Raw genomic sequence first — 21403 nt, 5'->3', positions numbered from 1 at the left:
CGCAGTGTTGCAGGACCGACGCACGATAAGCGGTCCTGGCAGGCAGCCCCGGCACTTCAATACGCAGACCTGATTATGCCGAGTCTGCGCGCAGCAGTTGCAACAACGCATCGGCATCCAGTTTGCCACTCAGTTCACCGCCTTCCAGCAGACTATCGGCCAGGTCGCGTTTGCGCGCATGCAGGGCGACGATCTGCTCTTCGATGGTGTTTTCGGAGACCAGTTGGTAGATGGTCACGGGGCGCTGCAGGCCTATGCGGCGGGCGCGATCGCTGGCTTGGTCTTCCACGGCCGTGATCCGCCAGAGGGCGAGGTGGATGACGTAGTCGGCGGCGGTGATGTTGAGGCCGCTGCCGCCTCCCTTGAGGCTGATCAGGAAGATGTCGCCCTCGCCAGCCTGGAAGGCGTTGACGCGTTTGTGCCGCTCCTTGGCCGGGGGGGCGCCATCCAGGTACTGGTAGTGGATGTCTTGCCGGTCGAGCCAGGCACGCACGATGGCCTGGTGGTCGACGAACTGGCTGAACACCGGTGCTTTGTGGCGGTTCTCTAAAAGCTCTGTGACGATCTCGGTAAACGCCTGCAGTTTGCTGCCGCTGTGCGGGCAGCACCGGCATGGGTTTGCCAGCACCCGGCGTCAGTTGGCTGATGCTCTGTAGAGCTTGCTGGCGCAGGGCTTCGTGTACATGGGTTTCGGCATCGGAGAGGGAGCTTTGTAGGCGATCTCGGTGCGACCCGGCACACGCGCTGAATTATTCAGCCCGACAAAGCGCTGAAAGCTCATGCGATCGAGTAGTTGGAGCTCCACCCGCTCGTCGGGCAGGTCGTACAACTGCTGCGAGACCAGTAGACGCGCAATGAGGTCCGTCTTTGCGCGCGACTCGGGCGAGGTCCCCAGCGGTCGATTTTCTCGGCCATGAGGCCGAAGTCGACATGCTTGTTCAGCACTGCCAGTGGGGCGTCCAGGCTGTCGAGTTTCTGGTCGGCAAATAGGCTAAGCATGGGTTGGAGCCCTGTGGTACGAGGGGCTCAGATTGTAAAGACGATGATAGATTTTGGAGGTTCTCTGAGATGCCCATAGGGCGAAGGATTGACAGATGAGAATATGAGTATGATTATTATTTACGTTTCTGCTTTACAGGGAGCTGCTCAGGATGAGTCGTTTGGGAGCAGGAGCTGTGATGCTTTTCTTGTTTTGGGCCATGCCGGTTGGAGCCATGGTATTCGAGCCGGAAAAATGCCCTGAACCGGATCCCGAGGGCAAGGCTTATCTGTCCTTGGGCGAGACGGTGCTGCGCATACCGCTGCGTACGCTGAGTATCACTCACAAGCCGCGTCAGGACTGGCCGCTGCCGACGCCGCCGGATGCCAGCCAGCCGTTGGGCTGTTCGGGGAACCCGCTGGCGCAGCAGAGCCTGATCATCAACTTTTCCTTCAGCGCCTGGCTACGCGACCGCAAGCAACCTTCCACCTCGCCGCTGCGGGAGATCAGGCTGATTTGGGCACGTCGGGATTTTTATGGACGTTTCCAGAGCGACTCCTATGATCCCAGTTGTGACCGGCTAACGCGACATATGGCGTTGGCCAATGGGTTGCTGGGGTGCCTGCCGGACAAGAATCCCGAACGTCCGGATCGTGACCAAGTTGGTACCTACCGCGCGGCGCCGCATATCTATGCGATGCCCTTCGGTCAGACCTTCATTATGGAGTGCTGGCCGGATATTCCAAGAGGGGCCGTTTGCAAGGTTGGCTACAAGGTGCTGCCCACCGTCAACCTAGTGTATCGATTTACACCGGAGCGCATACCCCTGGAGGAGGTAATCGAGATCGACAAGATGCTGCGCAAGCAGATCGAGCAGGCGGTGGTGACCGACTACAAGTGGCAAGACGACAAGGCAGATCAGGAGGATCAAAAATGAGTACTCGGCAGCGCTTCGAAGTTGCAGCTCGTATAAGGCGGCCTCTTTGGCGGGCCTTGATACTGCTCGCTTGTCTGCAGGCTGGCCAGGTGGGCGCCGTGGTGTTCGAGCCGGAGAAATGCCCCGAGCCGGATCCCGAGGGCAAAGCTTATCTGTCCCTGGGCGAAGCCGTACTGCGCGTGCCGCTGCGCACGCTGAACATTACCAGCGCGCCGCTTCCCGATTGGCCGCTGCCGACGCCGCCGGATGCCAGCCAGCCGCCGGGCTGTTCGGGGCATCCACTGGCTAAGCAGGGGGTGATGACCGACTTCGCCATTACCGCCTGGTTGCGCGACCGCAAGCAACCTTCCACCTCGCAACTGCGGTCGATCGGCCTGAGTAGGGCCAGACGGGATTCTTATGAGCGGCCTGGATGGTTCCAGAGTGCTGAAAATTACTATGCGCTCGCATGTGAGCGCCGCCCGAAAAGAGTGAGCCTGTCCAACGGATTGCAAGGGTGCCTTGTGACGGATGGTCCGGAGAATGATTACGTGGGGCGTAAAGAAGTCGGTGTGTATCGAGCGGATCCTAAGGCTTATGAGATGCCTTTAGGGCAGACCTTTATCGTCGACTGCATGCCGGATATTCCGGCAGGAGCCGTTTGCGATGTGGACTACAAGGTGCTGCCTACCGTCAATCTTCGCTATCGCTTCAACACGAAGTTCATTCCATTGGAAGAGGTGATCGAGTTCGACAGGATGCTGCGCGAGCAGATCGAGCAGGCGGTGGTGACCGACTACAAGTGGCAAGACGACAATGCGGGTCAGGAGGATCGACAATGAGCACTCATCAGAACTATGCATATGGCAACCTGGGCTTCACTCTGACGCTTGAGCAGCGCCAGGAGTTGGAGCAACTCTTGGTTGAGATGAGAGCACAATATGAGGTCACAGCCACCCAATCCGGTCTGGCACAACCGCTCTACGACAAGCTGCTGAGCTTTATGCCGCCACCCGGACAGGGCGACGACCCGGCGGCCTACACCACGGAATACCTCAAGGTCTACACCTGGATCGACGGCGCGCGGGACGTCAATGGGGGCGAGGGAGTATTCGCCACCTATATCCACAACTACACGGCCAACCAGCACCGCCTGCGCTTCGGCGAGGCGAGCGATGTGACGGGCCAGGTCAACGAGGCCTCCAATGCCATCGGCCTGACGCTGGTCGATCGGATTCTTCGCAATGACGGCCTGCTGCCGTCCATCGAGGGCATCGGCGCGGTGGATGCCGGGGAGTCGGCGCGGCTGGTGTTCGAGAATGCGCAGCACTATCCTGGTGGCGACTACACCGGCTGGGCCGGCACGCTGTTGTTTCCCTTTCTCGGCTACGACCGCTTCTTTGAGGAGTGGCTGCTGGACGAGAACGCGGTCACGGCCACAATCGGGGTGGGCAATGGCGATTCGTTGCAGCGCACTATCAAGCATTTTGACGGCAGTTATGACCTGTTCGCCGCTTTGCAGGCGCACCAGGAAACCGTCGAGCAATACAGCCTATGGCAGCAGTTCCAGGCCTGGTGGCCATCGACCCTCGATAGCGATCAGAGCGACCTGATCCAGGCCACCCATGACTATGTCACCCGAGTCTATGCATTGCCTGGGGGACATGCGTTCACGGCAGGTGACCTGCTGCCCTTCGTCAGTGCGGCGACCTACTTGGGTAGCGATCTTGGGATCAGGGTGGGTAGCCTTAAGGATGATGTTATTGATGATTACTGGCCGACTCCGGACGAGCATTTCATCATCCATGCCGGAGAGGGTGACGACACCATCTACGTGCCGCCTTATGCGGACTTCGGTGGCAGCGCATTGATCGATGGTGGCACGGGCCACGACAAGCTGATTTATGCCCAGAGTGAAGTATTACATTCACTGAATATCACGCTGGAGGCGCTCAGCGGCAGCGCCCTATACCCATGGCGGTATTCTATCGTTCGACAGGAGACGGTGGATGGTGAAGAGAGGATTGTCGTCCCTGAGGGCGAAATGGCCTTCGTCTATTCGGTGGAGCATCTGGAAGCCTCGTCGGAATCGGATCGATTGAGCGTTCTGCACCCGATTCGCTCCCGATCAGACATTCTGGTTGATCTGGCCGGGCAAGGCGATGAAGGCAATACCCTGGATTTCTCTGCTTATCAGCCGGCTGGGGCGGTGGGCACTTCCGAAGAACAGAGCGGCGTCCAGTTGGGTATATCCGAACATGGTTGGTTAACCATGGGGTTGCAAAAGGAACATCAGGGGCAGAGCGGGATCGCGACGCTACAGGTGGGGGGCGTTCGCAACCTCGTGGGCTCCGAGCATGCTGATCTGCTTAGCTACAGCGGGTTCACTAGCGGACTGCACATCACACTGGAGAGCAATCCAGACGAGTCGATGCCTGGCGCCTGGCGCTATGCCATCGTCCAGCCAATCTCTGCAGCAGCGGAGGAGCAGGATCAACTTTTCGCCTACTCCATTGAAGGCCTGCTTGGATCGGCCGCCTCTGATTGGTTAAGTATGACGCAGTCGGTTCAGTTTGATACGGACCTCAAGATCGATTTTGGAGAGCAGGGCGTCTATGGCAATACCGTGGATTTTTCCAACTACCAGGCTGGTATTACGCTGAGCATGAATCAGGATCGGACAATCGTTTGGGAACAGGAACAGGAACAGGAACAGGAACAGGAACAGGAACCAGTTATAGGTTCGCTGTCTCTGCTTGGGGTGGGCAATATCGTAGGTACCATGTTCGATGACGTGCTAGTGGGCAATGCCTTCGACAACATCATCGACGCGGGAGATGGGCAGAACGCTCTGTGGGGCGGCGGTGGGGCAGACACATTTATCGTTGGTCAGGGCTCGAACACTCTAATGGACGTCGATGCGGATGACAGGCTGGTGATCCGCTTACCCATGGCCGATTCCGGGAGTATGTTCGTCCTGGGAGGCGGCGTGATGCTCAAAGCACAGGTAGCGGGTGCCACAGGGCAATCCATTGCGTTGTCAGACGGGCAGACCGCCTATCTGCATCCGGTGCAGCCCAGCCCCATGAATTACTCTCCAGGATTGAGCGGTGTTTGGCCCCTGCTGGATGAAAGCATGGGCGCTGAGTTCATCATTCGTTACAGCTTATGGGGTTCTGATCTGAATATATCGGCGAGTTTCCTATTGGACGACGGGCAGACGTCATTCGCTGAAATCAATGTGGTCGACTATCAGCAAGGTGACTTGGGCTTGAGTTTCAGTGAGCTGATCGTGCCGAACTATACGAATGCTGCGAGCAATCAGAAACCGATGGATGTGATCATCAGCGAATTCGAGCAGGCTCACGCCGAATTGCTACAGGACTGGGAGGTACCGCCTGGTTTTGCTGATGTTTGGTACGCAGCTTAGCGGTTTCTCGCCGCTGTTCTGCTTAGTGGCGCGACACAAATAATCTGTCGCTTTTTGTGAGCTTTAGCCGCGGCTAACCTTGAAAATATTGCGGCTAAAGCCCCTCGTACGCCGCATGGCATTGAGCCGTCATTTCATGGTCGACGCGACACTGGCTCCAACTTCGCTCTTGCAATGAGGTTGGGGCTAGCGAGCTATCAGTCGCCCAGCGTCGCCTATTGCGCATCGCGCCCTTGTCGGCGCTGGTGACGAGCAGGGCGTAGACCTTGAGCGCCGTGGTCACCTTGCGCGGACGCGGCAGGGCGGGCTTCCAGCTTGTTTGTCCTGTTCAGCGCTGCGCGTGGCTAGTTCTTCCTCACTCGGCAAGGCAGGCGCGCTGGTATCAGGCCGGCAGCTCGATCAGTTCGGCTTGCAGGCGGCCGTTGTCGAGATGCAGCTCGGCGATGCTGATGGGCAGCTTGAACCGGCGCGGGCCGGCACTGCCGGGGTTGAGGTAGAGCACACCGTCGCGTTCGTACTGCTGCGGGGCGTGGGAGTGGCCGGAGATCACGGCGCTGATGCCCTGGGCAGCAGGGTCGATATCGAGGGTCTTGAGGTCATGCAGGATATACAGCGTGATGCGCTGGATCTTCACCAGCAGGCGCTCGGGCAGGTTTTGCGCCCAGTCACCTGTGTCGTTGTTGCCACGTACCACGGAGACGGGGGCGATGCGCTCCAGTGCAGCGAGTATGTCCGGGTTGCCGACGTCGCCTGCGTGGATCAGGTGATCGCAGCCTTGCAGGCGTTCGAGGGCCGCAGACCTTAGCAGGCCGTGGGTGTCGGCGATCAGGCCGATGCGCAATGGTCGATGTGGTGGTGCCCCGGTCATGCTGTGCTCCCCCCTTAAATCAGCAGCCCGGCGGAGCCGGGCTGTCGAGGTGCTGCGGTCTTAGCCGTCGAGCATCGCCTTATCACGTACCGCGCCTTTGTCGGCGCTGGTGGCGAGCAGGGCGTAGGCCTTGAGCGCCGTAGTCACCTTGCGTGGACGCGGTTGGGCAGGTTTCCAGCCCTTCTTGTCCTGTTCGGCGCGGCGTGTGGCCAGTTCTTCCTCACTCAGCAGCAGGTTGATGCTGCGGTTGGGAATGTCGATCAACACTTTGTCGCCGTCCTGCACCAGGCCAATGGCGCCGCCAGCGGCCGCTTCCGGCGAGGCATGGCCGATGGACAGGCCAGAGGTGCCGCCGGAAAAACGCCCGTCGGTGAGCAGCGCGCAGGCCTTGCCCAGGCCTTTGGACTTCAGGTAGCTGGTGGGATACAGCATTTCCTGCATGCCCGGGCCGCCTTTCGGGCCTTCGTAGCGGATGATCACGATATCGCCGGCTTTGACCTCGTCGTTGAGGATGCCTTTGACCGCGCTGTCCTGGCTTTCGAAGATCTTTGCCGTACCCTCGAACACATGGATCGATTCGTCAACCCCGGCGGTTTTCACCACACAGCCGTCGACCGCGATATTGCCGTAAAGCACGGCCAGGCCGCCCTCTTTGGAGTAGGCATGCTCGACACTGCGGATGCAGCCGTTTTCGCGGTCGTCGTCCAAGGTTTCCCAGCGGGTGGCCTGGCTGAATGCAGTCTGGGTCGGTATGCCGGCCGGACCGGCCTTGAAGAAGTGGTGGACCGCTTCGTCCTGGGTCTGGGTGATGTCCCACTGGGCGATGGCCTCGGCCATGCTCGGGCTGTGCACGGTGCTCACGTCGGTGTGCAGCAGGCCGCCGCGGGCCAGCTCGCCGAGGATGGAGAAGATCCCGCCGGCGCGGTGGACGTCTTCCATGTGGTACTTCTGGATGTTCGGCGCGACCTTGCACAGTTGCGGCACGTAGCGCGACAGGCGGTCGATATCGCGCAGGTCGAAGGCCACTTCGCCTTCTTGTGCGGCGGCCAGCAGGTGCAGGATGGTGTTGGTCGAGCCACCCATGGCGATGTCCAGGCTCATGGCGTTCTCGAACGCCTTGAAGTTGGCGACGTTGCGCGGCAGCACGGACTCATCGCCTTCGCCGTAATAGCGCTGGCACAATTCCACCACCAGACGCCCGGCGCGCAGGAACAGCTGCTCACGGTCGGCGTGGGTGGCCAGGGTCGAGCCGTTGCCGGGCAGGGCCAGGCCTAAGGCTTCCATCAGGCAGTTCATCGAGTTGGCGGTGAACATGCCGGAGCAACTGCCGCAGGTCGGGCAGGCGCTGCGCTCGTACTCGGCGACTTTTTCGTCACTGGCCGACTCGTCGGCGGCCACGACCATGGCGTCGACCAGGTCCAGGCCATGGCTGGCCAGTTTGGTCTTGCCGGCTTCCATCGGCCCGCCGGAGACGAACACCACCGGGATGTTCAGACGCAGTGCGGCCATCAGCATGCCGGGGGTGATCTTGTCGCAGTTACTGATGCAGACGATGGCGTCGGCGCAGTGGGCGTTGACCATGTACTCCACGGAGTCGGCGATGATCTCGCGGCTCGGCAGCGAATAGAGCATGCCGTCGTGGCCCATGGCGATGCCGTCGTCAACGGCGATGGTGTTGAATTCCTTGGCCACGCCGCCAGCGCGCTCAATCTCGCGGGCAACCAGTTGGCCCATGTCCTTGAGGTGCACGTGGCCGGGCACGAACTGGGTGAAGGAGTTGGCGACGGCGATGATCGGCTTCTTGAAGTCCTCGTCTTTCATCCCGGTGGCGCGCCACAGGGCACGGGCGCCGGCCATGTTGCGGCCGTGGGTGGAGGTTTTCGAGCGGTAATCGGGCATGGTGGTTTCCTGCGACTAATTCGGGGTATGGGTGCGGTGAGCATCGTCGGGCGGCAGGTCGCCGCATGGTTATGGGGCTGCATGACGAGACGGGATCACCGTCCGTGCAGCCGGGGCTCACGGGTCCGCCGGGGATGCTTGGCGAGGAATTGGGTGATTCTACGCCCGGCAGGGCAGGTGGGCAAAGGCCGTAGGGAAGGCTGCATCTGTCGACGCGAAGGGGGCGCCTAGTCTTCACCGGCATTTGAGGCATGGCGCGACATTCGAGTTAGAAGGCGTATGCCAGCTGCGCCCATAAACGCGGCGTGTGCTTGGTATCGCTCTGCGCTTCATGCTCGCCGACCTTCCAGCCGGCCAGCGCGCTGATGCTCCAGGTCTGGGTTGACCACTTCGCGCCAGCACCTGTGCCTGACAGGCGGCGCGGCGCGGTGTTGTGACTCAAGCTGGGTGTATTCAGCCGCGCTTCACCGTGATCGGCAAAGGCAACCAGTTGCCAGGTGTCGCTCAGGGCATAGCGCAGCTCGACGCTGGCCAGCCAGCCGCGGTCGCCGAATGCGGCTGCCTGCTCGGCGGAGCGCACGCCGAATACGCCGCCGATATAGAGCTTTTCCGAGTCGTCGAGGTTGTCATCGCTCCACTGGCCCTGGGCTCGAACATACAGGGCAAAGCGCCCACCCAGTGGCTGCAAGCGCGTCAAGTTGGCGCGCAGCACGCTGAAGTGCCCCGCATCGGCCCTGCCAACCAGTGAGTAGGGCGAGCCGTCGATATTCAGGCTGCCCTTACTCCAGCTCAGCGCAAGGCTGGTCGCGGCTGCGCTCAGCAGGTGATCCTGGAGAGTGCCGGAGAGGCTGTAGCTGAACACACGAGAGCGCTTGTCACTGCGCATGTCGAGCAGCCCGATTTCATCCTGCATCTGCTTGTCGTCGACCTGCAGCCCGGCCTTGAGGGTGAGCGCCCTGGTTTGGACGAGCGGCTGGATGATAAATGCGCTGGCTGTGCGGGTTTTGCCCTTGGCGGCGAGTATTGCGAGTTCGTCGCCCAGTGCGTAGGACAAGTCCGAGAGGATCACGCCCAACCGAGTGTCCCACTGGCCGAGGCCCAGCTGGTAGGCGCCCCAGTGATAATGGCCCGCCTCGGCCGTGCCCATGCTGCGCAGGCTCAACAGGTCGTTCTGGCCGAGCAGACCATGCAAATTGAGGGCGCTGGCGAGTCGGCCCTGATCGTCATGGCCACCGAAGTTGTCCAGCGCCACGCCGCCACTGATAAACGGCAGCACGCTCAGATCGTCCGGTGGGTCGTAGCTGGTGTTGCCTAGCGTCAGGCTGGTGCGCGATGGCAGGCCTGGAACCTCCTGAAAGGGCAACAGATCCACCGCCGCCGCATTGGCGAGGCAGGGAAGCACAAGTGCAGACAATGCGGACAACAGGCTGCAAGCCAGGCGCATATCAGGCATACCGGAATGATCGTTGGAGCGAGGCACGATATGGCTTTGCGCCATTCCTGTGCAAGCCCCTGCTGCGTGATTCCGAGCCGTGGCGCAGCCCGCCACGCTTCGCCGCTAAAGCGGATCGCCGCCCGGCGCCTCCCACAGGCCGCCTCGGTTTGTGGGAGGGGCTTTAGCCGCGACGTGTGCAGCGCTGATTAGGCCCGTGTAGGAGCGAATTTATTCGCGATGGGGCCGTGATTTCGCGAATAAAGGCTAGGCGCCCCATTCGCCCCTACACAGAGCGACATATTGTGATGGCTGCCACGCGCCAGATGTAGGGTGGACAGCGCTCTTTCTGTCCACCATGGCGACCGTGCAGTGGTGGACGGGTAAAGCGTCGTCCACCCTACGCTACCGCCTGCTTGCAGCACTCTTCAGCGAGGCCGGCGCGCAGAAGGTCGTGAACAGGTTCTTAAAAGAACCGCACCACCTGCGCCCAGACACGCGGCGAGCGCTCGACGTCGCTTTGCGAGTCGGCGTTGCCCAGCTTCCAGGCGGCTACGGTGTTGATCTGCCAGCCGTGTGCGGCCCAGCGTGCGCCGATGCCGGCTGCCGAGAGGCTGCGGTGGTTTTCGCCGTTGCTCCAGGTGTCTTTGTTCAGGCGCACTTCGCCATGGTCGGCGAAGGTGCTGAGCTGCCAGGCATCGGTCAGGGCGTAACGCAGTTCGAGGTTGGCCAGCCAGCCTTGATCGCCGGAGGCTTCACCTTGCGGATAAGCGCGCACGCCGTAGGCACCGCCGAGGCTGATCTTCTCCGAGCTGTCCAGATTGCTATCGGCCCACTGGCCTTGCAGTTGGCCGTACAGGCTAAAGCGTTCGCTCAGGCGTTGCAGGCGCACCAGGCTCGGGTTGATTTTGTGGAACTGGCCGCGCGTGCCGGCGCTCAGGTCGTCGCTGCGTTTGGCCGCCGCACCGTCGATAGTCAGGCTGCCCTGGCTCCAGGCCACGGCGAAGCTGTTAACGCCGCCGCCGAGCAAGGTGTCGCGACTGTTGCCGTTGAGGGTGGCGATGACCACGCGCGAGCGCTTGTCGCTCTTGCTGTCGAACTGGTCGATGTCGTCCTTAAGGCGCTTGTCGTCGAACTGCACTTGCGCATACAGGGAGAAATCGCGGCTGCGCACCAGCGGCTGGATCGCGTAGACACTGGTGATGCGCGCATTGCCATGGGCATCGAGATCCTCGAAATCCTTGGCCAACTGATAATCCATGTCCGAATAGGCCACGCCCACCTGCGTGGCCCAGGGGCCTATCGGCAACTGGTAGGCGATGCGCCCGTACTGCTGGTCTTCGTCCGAACCCATGGCGCGCAGCGACAGGCGATCACCCAGGCCCAGCGGGCTGTTGAGGTTGAGCGTGCCGCCCAAACGGTACTCGCCGGTAAAGCGGTTGCCGTAGTTATCGGCATCCACCGAGCCGGACAACAGCGGGCCGGGCAGCACGTCCACCAGCAGGTCAGTAGCGCCGACCGATGCGCCTGGTTTAAGGGTGGATTTCACCTCCACCCCGGGCGTGTCGGACAAGAGCAGCAGGCTGCGTTCCAGGGCCGCGCCGCGCACGGCATCACCACTCTTGAGGGCCGAGAGCGGAGCCAGTGCCGCGCCCGCAACCCCCGCCGTGTTGTTGAGTGCGACCTCGCCATAACGGCCTTCCATCACCGCGATCTGCACCACGCCGCCGTCGATCTCCTGCGCCGGCACGTAAGCCCGCGCCAGCGGGTAGCCGCGTTCGCGGTACGCCAGGGTGATGCGGTTGGCAGCGGCTTGCAGCTCGCCGAGCGCAACCGTGCGGCCTTGCAGATCACTGAGTAGCGGCAACAGCTCCGCGCTGGCGATGGCGCTATTGCCTTGCAGGGTAAAACCACTGACTTGCAGGCTCGGCCCGCTGGCGGTCGCCTCGCTCGACGGCGCATCCGGCAGATTCAGCTCCAGGCGCTGCTTGCCCGGCAATTGCAGCGGGCGCTGATCGATGTTCTGTTGCGACTGGCCTGCGTCCGGCAGGGTGGCCGCCGCCACGGACAGCGACAACAGGGAAACGGCAGCACCGGCCAATGAATAAACGAAACGCATGAATCAGATTCCTTCTGGCAGGCGGATGCCGTCGCTAATGACCTGCAGGTTTAAGCCAACATTGAGGGGGTTGGTAATCAGCATGTTTTGGTTAAAGGCTTCGGACTCATTGGTCTGCTGCTTGGCTTCGGTGGAAGCGGTTTGGCCGTTGGAGGCCAGTACACTGATGTAGGGCTGGCTGCTTGCGGTGGTTGGCTCGCTTGCTGCCGCAGTGACCAGCAAGGTGCCGTCCTGGTAGTCGATGTTGTAGTTGCTCAAGGCTGCACCGATCGCGTCGCTGGCGATGATGGCATAGCTGCCGGCAGGTGCCGTTGTGGGCTGACCGAGGCTGCTAAGGCTGACGGAGGTAACGCTGTCGTTACCCACCAGGCCGCTGGCGCTGTAACCGCTTAACGCGATGCTTTGCCCGGCGATCTTACTGGCGTCGTTGGCGGTGATGGTCAGGTCGGCTTTGTCGATACTGGCAGTCAGCCCGTTGGGCTGGGCGATGTTGTAGTTTCCGGCATCGGTGCCACTTAGCGTGTAGCCGCTGACTGTCACCGCTTTATTGGTGCCAACATTTGTGTCCGCGAAGTTACCTGTGCCCGTGCCATTCAGAGAAACAACGTCACTACCAAGGGCCGCTGCGAGGCTGGCAGTGCCGCTCAGTGTGGCAGTGGTGGTAGCGTCATAAATCTTATTGGCGGTGGTCAGGCCGGTCAGCAACAAATCGGCCTTGCTAATTGTGGCGGTCAGACCGGTTGGCTGGGTGACGACGTAGTTACCCGCATCGGCGCCGCTCAAGCTGTAGCCCGAGACTGTCACCGTTTTATTGGTGCCGACATCCTTGGTCGCAAAGCTGCCGGACCCACTGCCACCCAGGGAAAGATCATCGCCATTGATCATGCCGGAGTAAGCCACATTGGCGGTGTTGAGCGTCGCCGCAGTGGTGGCGTCGTAGGTTTTGTCGGCGGCGGTAATGCCTGTCAGCGTGATCCCCTTGGCGGTCACGGTGTAACTACTGCCACTGGTGCTAAGCAGGTTGTAGTTACTGCTCAGGCCACCATTGCTGCTGCTGCCCAAGGTGAGGCCGGTGGCGCTTCCCAGCGTCGTACCGCTTTGCACATTCTTGCTGGCCAGATTGCTGGCATCGCCTGAGCCGGTGACGGTAAACGTCTGCCCGGCGACACCGGTCGCCGTCAGCGTGCTGCCTGCTACAGCAGTGCTGCCGTCATAGACCTTGCTGCCACTCAAGGTCAGGTCGGCCTTGTTGATGCTGGCGGTCAGGCCGGTCGGCTGCACCAGGTTGTAGTTGTCGGCATCGCTGCCGGTCAGCGCATAGCCGGTGACGGTAACGGCTTTGCCAACGCCGGCATTGGCGTCGGCAAAGCTGCCGGCGCCGGTACCCGTGACCGATACGATGTCGCTGCCCAGTGCGCTAACCGCAGCCGTGCCGCTTAGAGTGGCGCCGGTGGTGGCATCATAGGTCTTGTTGACCGCGGCGATACCCGACACCGCCAGGTTGGCCTTGCTGACGCTGGCTGTCAGGCCGGTCGGCTGGGTGACGACGTAGTTACCCGCATCATCGCCGATCAAGCTGTAGCCCGAGACCGTTACCGTTTTATTAGTGCCGACATTCTTGGTCGCAAAGCTGCCGGACCCACTGCCTGCCAGCGCGACAATATCGCCGCCGATCACGCCCGAGTAGCCCAGGGCCGCTGTGTTGAGCGTGGCCGTGGTAGTGGCGTCGTAGGTTTTGTCGGCGGCGGTAATGCCTATCAGCGTGATCCCCTTGGCGGTTACGGTGTAACTGCTGCCGGCCAAGCCAGGCGCATTGTAATTGCTGGCCAGGCCACCATTGCTGCTGCTGCCCAGGCTCAGGCCCATGGTGCTGGCGAGCGCCGAACCGCTTTGCACATTCTTGCTGGCCAGATTGCTGGCATCGCCTGAGCCGGTGACGGTGAAGGTCTGGCCGGCCACGCCGGTCGCCGTCAGCGTGCTGCCCGCCACTGAGGTGCTGCCGTCATAGACCTTGCTACCGCTCAAGGTCAGGTCGGCCTTGTTGATGCTGGCGGTCACTCCGGTGGGCTGCAGCAGGTTGTAGTTGCCGGCATCGGCCCCGGTGAGCGAATAACCGCTAACAGTCACCGCCTTGTTGCTGTCGGCATTGGCGTCAGCAAAGCTGCCGATACCCGTGCCGCTGACGGAGACGATATCGCTGCCCAGGACATTCACCGCGACGCTGCCTGTCAGGCTGGCATGGGTGGTGGCGTCGTAGGTTTTGTTGAGGGCGCTGATGCCGGTGATGGCCAGGGCGGCCTTGCTGATGGTCAGGCTTGTGTCGGCATAGCTGATGTCGTAGCCCTGCTGACCCGAGTAAAGGCCGCTGAGAATCAGCGATCCATCGGCGCTGCTGTAAGTCCCCGCGTTTTTGCTATTGCTGGCATAACCCAGGGTGCCCAGGAGCTTACTGGTGTCGAGGTCGCTGCCGGTATAGGTGGTGGTGCCCGTGGCGGCCGTGCCGTTATAGGTCTTGCTGCCGCCGCTGGCATCGGCGGTGAGCGTAATGCTCTGCAGGAAGCTGCGCAGCAATGGGGCGCTGTAGCCGTCGTAGATGCGCCAGACGGCACTCGAGCCGCCTGTGCTGGCGATATCCCAGCCGGTGAAGGTCGAGGACTGGGTTAGTTGGGCCCAGGTTGTGCCTGTGCCATTAGTATTTCCGCTGAACTCATTCGCAGTTGCGCCGCTGTCGTTAATGGCGTTGCCACCGGCTTCGGTGGTGGCGTAGAAGCTGTTGCTGATGTTTCCGTTATCGTTGTAGCCGACCAACCCGCCGACGGCGTTGCTACCCGAAACGCTGCCGGTGGCATAGGCGTTGCTGATGGCTCTACCGAGGTTGTAGCCGACCAGCCCGCCGACGTAGCCATTTCCCGAGACGCTGCCAATGGCATAGGCGTTGCTGATGTTGCCCGTGTTGTAGCCGGCCAGCCCGCCGACGTAAGAGCCGCCCGAGACGCTGCCGGTGGTATAGGCGTAGCTGATGGTTCCTAGGGCGTTGTATCCGACCAGCCCGCCGACGTAGCCATTTCCCGAGACGCTGCCAATGGCATAGGCGTTGCTGATGTTGCCCGTGTTGTAGCCGGCCAGCCCGCCGACGTAGGCGTTTCCCGAGACGCTGCCAATGGCATAGGCGTTGCTGATGGTCCCTGAGGTGTTGAGTCCGACCAGCCCGCCGAGGTAGCTATTTCCCGCGACGATGCTCGAGACGTCGCCGGTGGCATAGGCGTTGCTGATGATTCCCTGGTTGTTGTAGCCGGCCAGCCCGCCGAGGTAATTACTGCCCGAGACGTTGCCGGTGGCGTAGGCGTTGCTGATGGTTCCCTGGTTGTGGCCCGCCAGCCCGCCGACGTAATCCGCGCCCGAGACATTGGCGGTGACAAAGGCGTTGTTGACGGTTGCGCCGTTGAATGCGACCAGTCCAACCAGTCCGCCGACGTTGTTGCGACCCGATACGCTGCCACCGACCAGGCCGATATCGCTGATCCTACTGGCGCTGTCGATATAGCCGAACAAGCCGACGTAGTCCGTAGCGCTGCGGTCGATGGTTAGCCCCGTGATGACATGGCCATTGCCATTTATTTGGCCACCGAATTTATTGGCGTTATCGCCCACCGGCACGAAACCTGATGTGCTCCACATATCACTGAGGTTGCTGCCTGCGGTGGCGCTGGCGTCGATATCGCCTGCCAGGGTGTAGTTGGCACCCAGGTTGTAGGCCATCAGTTGCAATTGATGGGCGTTGCTGATGCTGGTGCTGTATTCGCTGGCGAGGAAGGGGCGGGTCTGGCCTTCGATCATGATCCATTGCACGCCGTTGCTGTCGCTGGCGGCATAAACGTTGGATGTGCCGGTTACCAGAGCCCAGGTACCGAGGCCGGTATAGCCGCTGTGGTTGTAGCGGTTGCTGCTTATGTCAGTTCCGGTTCCACTTCCACCACCGAGTGCATTATTTTGTTCGGTGCTGATGCTGTCCCAGTAGGCGTTGCTGATGGTGCCGTAGTCATTGTTTCCGACTAGCCCGCCGACGTCGCTGCTGCCCGTAACGCTACCGGTGGCATAGGCGTTGCTGATGGTGTTGTCGTTGTATCCGACCAGCCCGCCGACGTATTCGCTGCCCGTAACACTACCGGTGGCATAGGCGTTTCTGAGGGTGCCGTAGTCGTTGTATCCGACTAGCCCACCGACTCTGTTGTTGCCCGTAACGCTGCCGGTGGCATAGGCGTTGCTGATGGTGCCGTCGTTGTGTCCGACCAGCCCGCCGACGTGTTCGCTGCCTGAAACGCTACCGGTGGCATAGGCGTTGCTGATGGTGCCGTAGTTATCTCCGACCAGCCCGCCGACCCTGTTGTTGCCCGTAACGCTGCCATCGACTAGGCCAATATCGCGGATCACACTGATGTAGCTGGTATAGCCGAACAAGCCGACATAGTCGGTACTGCTGCGGTCAATGGTCAAATTACTCAGGGTATGGCCTAGGCCTGCCAGCTCGCCGGTGAATTGACTGGAGTCACTACTACCTACGGGCGTCCAGTTGGTGATGCTGCTCAGGTCGATATCACTGCCCAGGGCATAGTTGCCGCCCAGGGTGCTGCTCATAGCCTGCAGTGCGTTGGCATCGTTGACCACGGTGTAGCTGATCAGGCTGCCGGTCGAGCCTTTCCGGGTGCTGAAGTTGTTGCCGCTTTGCAGGTTGATCGGGGCCTTGATGTGGTAGTCCGCTGTGCCGCCATCAGTGCTGGCCTGGCCGTACTGCAAGGCGACTTTGCCGTTAGCATTCTGTGCGGTGATGGCGGCGTTGATATTGATGTCGTTATGGGCGCTCAGCGTCAGCGTGGTGCCGGCATTCCAGGTTACGGCGGCGTTGACGTTGATATCGCCGTCTTCGCTGCCGCTAGCCACGGTTTGCAAGGTGACGCTGGTGTTGTTCAGGTTATTGCTGAGGGTGGTGGCGCCGATACCGCTATTAGTCTGTATGGCACTGCCTGCGCTGACGGTAAAATCAGTCGGATCGATCAGCCAGGTACCGGTCTTGCCGTCCGCCGCCTTGGTGGTGACTTTCGCACCATCAGCCACTTTGACATGGGCGCCGCTGGTGTCGATAAAGCCGCCATTACCCCCATCGGGCGCGCTGGCATCCAGGGTACCGGCCACTTGCACCGTGCCGCCATCGAAGCTGCCGAGCAGGACGATCTTGCCGTCCTTCTCGCCGAGGGTTTGCGCCTCGATCACGCCGGTGTTGTTGACCACGGTTTTCAGCAGGGCGTCGCCGGCGTTGGCGGTCAGCAGCACCTGGCCGCCATCGGCCTTGATCAGTTGCTGGTTTTCCACCAGGGCATCAACCACCGCCTCATCGACCTGCACGTTAAGCAGGCCATCACCGGCAAAATCCAGGGTGACCGCATTGCCAGCGGCCAGGGCAACCGTACCCTGGTTGGCAACGATCACCCCGTTGTTGCTCACCGTGCCGCCGAGCAGGGCGACGCTGCCGCCGTCGGCTGCGGTTATTTGACCGTTGTTGATAACGCGGGCATTGCTGCCATCGCCCTTGAAGCGGTAGTTGCCGGCCTCAAAATCGCTGTTGCTGATATCCAGCGTGGAGGCCACCAGGGCGCCGACATTGACCTGAGCGTTAGCGCCGAACAGCACCCCGTTGGGGTTGACGATGAATACCCGGCCGTTGGCATCGAGCTGGCCCATGATTTTCGAACCGTCGCTGCCGAGCACGCGGTTCAGCGCGATGGCATCGCGGCCAGGCTGGTGGAAGGTCACCTTGTTACCGGCGGCGATATCGAAACTCTGCCAGTCGATGGCCAGTTTGTTGCTGGCCTGGTCGATGACCATCTGGTTGTTCGAGGGTGTACCAATCTGGCCGCTGCCCGATGCCACCTGGCCGCCTGTTGGCAGGTCGGCGGCAAACACCATGGCCGGCAGCAGCAGGGCTGCCGCGAGTACCGCACCTGCGCCCTTGCCGCGCCGCCGGGCGTGTTCATGTGCAACGGTCCAGGTGGCGAGGCTTGGGTTCCAGACAAGGGCGTAGGTACGGTTCATGGCGTAATCCCTTTAACGATGAAGACCGACCGGTTGTGCCGATGTGTTGGGCGACAAGGGGTGAACCGGCAATGTGGCGCGCAGGCGAGTGCTTACCCGCTTGCTCAGCCAATAAGCATCATTGAACGTGAAAGCATTGGCAACTGGCTATCGCTTGAAATAGATACCCAGGTGGGTAGCGACGCAATTGTGGGTTTTGATGGCCCCACGCTCCAGCGGGGGAGCCCAGGCTAGAGCGCTCTGCGCCCGTTTGGGTTCGGCGGTGTTCAACGTTGTACGCAAAGCATCCATGGCGGCATCCCCACGCGGAGCATGAGGAGCGATCTGGATGATTCTGCCGCGATTGTTTGTGATGGCTCCCACACTCCAGATGTAGGGTGGACAACGCTCTTTTTGTCCACCATGGCGATCGTGCAGCGGTGGACGGGTGAAGCGTCGTCCACCCTACGGTAGGCTAATGCCTGAACGATCGTTAACCGATTCTTAGAAGAACCGCACCACTTGCGCCCAGACACGCGGCGAGCGCTCGACGTCGCTTTGCGCGTCGGCGTTGCCCAGCTTCCAGGCGGCTACGGTGTTGATCTGCCAGCCGTGTGCGGCCCAGCGTGCGCCGATGCCGGCTGCCGAGAGGCTGCGGTGGTTTTCACCGTTGCTCCAGGTGTCTTTGTTCAGGCGCACTTCGCCATGGTCGGCGAAGGTGCTGAGCTGCCAGGTATCGGTCAGCGCGTAACGCAGTTCGAGGTTGGCCAGCCAGCCTTGATCGCCGGAGGCTTCACCTTGCGGATAAGCGCGTACACCGTAGGCACCGCCGAGGCTGATCTTCTCCGAGCTGTCCAGGTTGCCGTCGGCCCACTGGCCTTGCAGTTGGCCGTACAGGCTGAAACGCTCAGTCAGGCGTTGCAGGCGCACCAGGCTCGGGTTGATTTTGTGGAACTGGCCGCGCGTGCCGGCGCTCAGGTCGTCGCTACGTTTGGCCGCCGCACCGTCGATAGTCAGGCTGCCCTGGCTCCAGGCGAGAGAAAAGCTGTTGACGCCGCCGCCGAGCAGGGTGTCGCGGCTGTTGCCGTTGAGGGTGGCGATGACCACGCGCGAGCGCTTGTCGCTCTTGCTGTCGAACTGGTCGATGTCATCCTTGAGGCGCTTATCGTCGAACTGCAGTTGCGCATACAGGGAGAAATCGCGGCTGCGCAGCAGCGGCTGGATGGCGTAAACACTGGTGATGCGCGCATTGCCATGGGCGTCGAGATCCTCGAAATCCTTGGCCAGTTGATAGTCCATGTCCGAATAGGCCACGCCCACCTGCGTGGCCCAGGGGCCTATCGGCAACTGGTAGGCGATGCGCCCGTATTGCTGGTCTTCGTCCGAGCCCATGGCGCGCAGCGACAGGCGATCACCCAGGCCCAGCGGGCTGTTGAGGTTGAGCGTGCCGCCCAGGCGGTACTCGCCAGTAAAACGGTTGCCGTAGTTGTCGGCATCCACCGAGCCGGACAGCAGCGGGCCGGGCAGCACGTCCACCAGCAGGTCAGTAGCGCCGACCGATGCGCCTGGTTTAAGGGTGGATTTCACCTCCACCCCGGGCGTGTCGGACAAGAGCAGCAGGCTGCGTTCCAGGGCCGCGCCGCGCACCGCATCACCACTTTTGAGGGCCGAGAGCGGAGCCAGTGCCGCGCCAGAAACCCGCGCGCTGTTGTTGAGTGCGACCTCGCCATAACGGCCTTCCATCACTGCAATCTGCACCACGCCACCGTCGATCTCCTGCGCCGGCACGTAAGCCCGCGCCAGCGGATAACCGCGCTCGCGGTAGGCCAGGGTGATGCGGTTGGCAGCGGCTTGCAGCTCGCCGAGCGCCACCGTGCGGCCTTGCAGATCACTGAGCAGCGGCAACAGCTCATCGCTGGCAATGGCGCTATTGCCTTGCAGGGTAAAACCACTGACTTGCAGGCTCGGCCCGCTGGCGGTCGCCGCGCTCGACGGCGCATCAGGCAGGTTCAGCTCCAGGCGCTGCTTGCCCGGCAATTGCAGCGGGCGCTGATCGATGTTCTGTTGCGACTGGCCAGCGTCCGGCAAGGTGGCCGCCGCCACCGACAGCGACAACAGGGAAACGGCAGCACCGGCCAGTGGATAAACGAAACGCATAAATCAAATTCCTTCTGGCAGGCGGATGCCCTGGTTGATGACTTGCAGGTTTATGACCTCGGCGAGCGGGTTGGTCATCAGCATTTGCAGGTTCTGAGCCTCGGGTTCACTGACTGTCTCCTGCCTGGCCTGTTGTGGCGCTTGGGTTGAAAGGCTTTGGCCGTTCGACGCCAGTACGCTGATATAGGTCGGGGTGTTGGCTGTTGGCTGTTGGTTGCTAGGCGTAGTCGGTGTGATTGGCGCTGCGCTGACCAGCAAGGTGCCGTTCTGGTAGTCGATATCGTAGTTGCTCAAGGCTGCACCGAGCGCATCGCTGGCGACGATGGCGTAGTTACCGGCCGCAGCGGTTGTGGGCTGGCCCAAGCTGCTGAGGCTGACGCTGCTGATGCTGTCGTCACCCAGCAGGCCGCTGGCGCTGTAGCCGGTGAGCGCGATGCTTTGTCCGGCGATCTTGTTGGCGTCGTTGGCGGTGATGGTCAGGTCGGCTTTGTCGATGGTTAGTGCACCGTCGATAAAGCTCAGGTCGTAGTTGCCATCCGTGCCAGTGGCGCTGTGGATATAGCCGCCAGCATTGCTGCCATTGCCACCGCTGGTGCTGACGCCGCTGAGTACGCTTGCGGTTTCTCCATTGACCAGGCCGCTGGCGGTAAAGCCGCTAACGCTCTGCTGTTGGCCGTTGTAGATCACCTGGCCGCTGTTGGCGGTGACGGTGGCTTGGGCTTTATCGATGGTCAGGCTGCCATCGGCAAAGGTCAGCTCGTAGTTGCCATCCGTACCACTGGCGCTGTGGCTGTAGCTGCCCGCATTGGTGCCGCTGCCACCGCTGGTGCTGACACCGCTGAGTACGCTTGCGGTTTCCCCGTTGACCAGGCCGCTGGCGGTAAAGCCGGTAATGCTTTGCTGTTGGCCGTTGTAGGTCATCTGGCCGCTGTTGGCGGTGACGGTGGCTTGGGCCTTAGCAACGTTGAGGCTGCCGGCGTTGTAGCTGATGTCGTAGTTACTGGCGGTCAGGCCGCTAACGTTCAGGCCGTAAGTGCCGGCATTGATCGTGCCCTGGGAGCTGCCGCCGTAAGTGAGTGTGCCGCCAAGCACGGCAGCGCCCTCGCCATTGACGAAGCCGCTGTAGCTGACGCCATTACCGCCGCTAAAGGCCAGGCCGTTGTAGGTTTTGCTGGCGTTATTGGCGGTGACGGTCAGGGCGGCTTTGTTGATGGTCAGGTTGCCATCGACAAAGGTCAGGTCGTAGTTTTCGTCGCTGCCACTGGCGCTGTGGCTGTAGCTGCCCGCGTTGGTACCGCTGCCACCGCTGGTGCTCACGCCGCTGAGTACGCTGGTGGTTTCGCCGTTGACCAGGCCGTTGGCGGTAAAGCCGGCAATGCTCTGCTGTTGGCCGTTGTAGACCATCTGGCCGCTGTTGGCGGTGACGGTGGCTTGGGCTTTATCGATGGTCAGGCTGCCATCGACAAAGGTCAGGTTGTAGTTGTCGTCGCTGCCACTGGCGCTGTGGCTGTAGCTGCCCGCGTTGGTACCGCTGCCA

General features: G+C 61.6%; 12 protein-coding genes. 3 read left to right on the top strand and 9 right to left on the bottom strand.

Annotation, left to right across the window (positions count from 1 at the left end; genetic code table 11):
* Positions 1-73: 73 nt before the first annotated feature.
* Both BMW49_RS20570 and BMW49_RS25225 read right to left on the bottom strand, forming a co-directional pair.
* The gene (locus tag BMW49_RS20570) at positions 74-628 is read right to left on the bottom strand and encodes a helicase-related protein (protein ID WP_069520238.1); all 555 of its coding nucleotides are present in this window, start codon (positions 626-628) and stop codon (positions 74-76) included.
* Positions 629-634: 6 nt separating this feature from the next.
* A complete protein-coding gene (locus BMW49_RS25225; protein ID WP_244168386.1) occupies positions 635-805 on the bottom strand; it encodes a hypothetical protein in 171 nt (56 codons plus the stop codon).
* 373 nt (positions 806-1178) lie between these two features.
* Here BMW49_RS25225 and BMW49_RS20565 point away from each other — a divergent pair, with 373 nt between their 5' ends.
* The 3 genes from BMW49_RS20565 to BMW49_RS25220 are packed head-to-tail and all read left to right on the top strand — an operon-like array spanning position 1179 to position 5325.
* The gene (locus BMW49_RS20565) at positions 1179-1916 is read left to right on the top strand and encodes a hypothetical protein (protein ID WP_069520236.1); all 738 of its coding nucleotides are present in this window, start codon (positions 1179-1181) and stop codon (positions 1914-1916) included.
* Entirely contained in the window at positions 1913-2737 is an 825-nt protein-coding gene (locus tag BMW49_RS20560; RefSeq protein WP_069520233.1) for a hypothetical protein, read from the top strand. The genes BMW49_RS20565 and BMW49_RS20560 overlap by 4 nt, the downstream gene beginning before the upstream one ends.
* Entirely contained in the window at positions 2734-5325 is a 2592-nt protein-coding gene (locus tag BMW49_RS25220; protein WP_069520232.1) for a calcium-binding protein, read from the top strand. Before BMW49_RS20560 ends, BMW49_RS25220 begins: the two co-directional genes overlap by 4 nt.
* 382 nt (positions 5326-5707) lie before the next feature.
* Here BMW49_RS25220 and BMW49_RS20550 read toward each other — a convergent pair whose 3' ends face one another.
* The 7 genes from BMW49_RS20550 to BMW49_RS24840 form a co-directional block, all read right to left on the bottom strand.
* Positions 5708-6193, bottom strand: a complete 486-nt coding sequence (locus BMW49_RS20550; protein ID WP_090391065.1) for a metallophosphoesterase family protein — start codon at positions 6191-6193, stop codon at positions 5708-5710.
* Positions 6194-6253: 60 nt separating this feature from the next.
* Positions 6254-8092 (bottom strand): dihydroxy-acid dehydratase, encoded by a 1839-nt coding sequence (gene ilvD / locus BMW49_RS20545; protein WP_069520228.1) that lies wholly within the window; start codon positions 8090-8092, stop codon positions 6254-6256.
* Positions 8093-8360: 268 nt separating this feature from the next.
* Entirely contained in the window at positions 8361-9545 is a 1185-nt protein-coding gene (locus BMW49_RS20540; protein WP_139133839.1) for a ShlB/FhaC/HecB family hemolysin secretion/activation protein, read from the bottom strand.
* 445 nt (positions 9546-9990) lie between these two features.
* Positions 9991-11643: a ShlB/FhaC/HecB family hemolysin secretion/activation protein gene (locus BMW49_RS20535; RefSeq protein WP_069520223.1), complete on the bottom strand. Its 1653-nt coding sequence runs from the start codon at positions 11641-11643 to the stop codon at positions 9991-9993.
* Between the two features lie 3 nt (positions 11644-11646).
* Complete coding sequence (locus tag BMW49_RS20530) at positions 11647-17730, bottom strand: YDG domain-containing protein (RefSeq protein ID WP_090391064.1); 6084 nt, start codon at positions 17728-17730, stop codon at positions 11647-11649.
* Between the two features lie 483 nt (positions 17731-18213).
* Positions 18214-19866, bottom strand: coding sequence for a ShlB/FhaC/HecB family hemolysin secretion/activation protein (locus BMW49_RS20525; RefSeq protein WP_090391062.1), 1653 nt, complete (start codon positions 19864-19866; stop codon positions 18214-18216).
* 3 nt (positions 19867-19869) lie between these two features.
* On the bottom strand, positions 19870-21403 hold a 1534-nt coding region (locus tag BMW49_RS24840; RefSeq protein WP_244168385.1), incomplete at its 5' end, for an MBG domain-containing protein.

Source organism: Pseudomonas cuatrocienegasensis (assembly GCF_900110925.1).
Lineage (GTDB): Bacteria > Pseudomonadota > Gammaproteobacteria > Pseudomonadales > Pseudomonadaceae > Aquipseudomonas > Aquipseudomonas cuatrocienegasensis.
The sequence above is the reverse complement of the archived record's forward strand: the minus strand, read 5'-3'. Positions and strand labels throughout refer to the sequence as shown.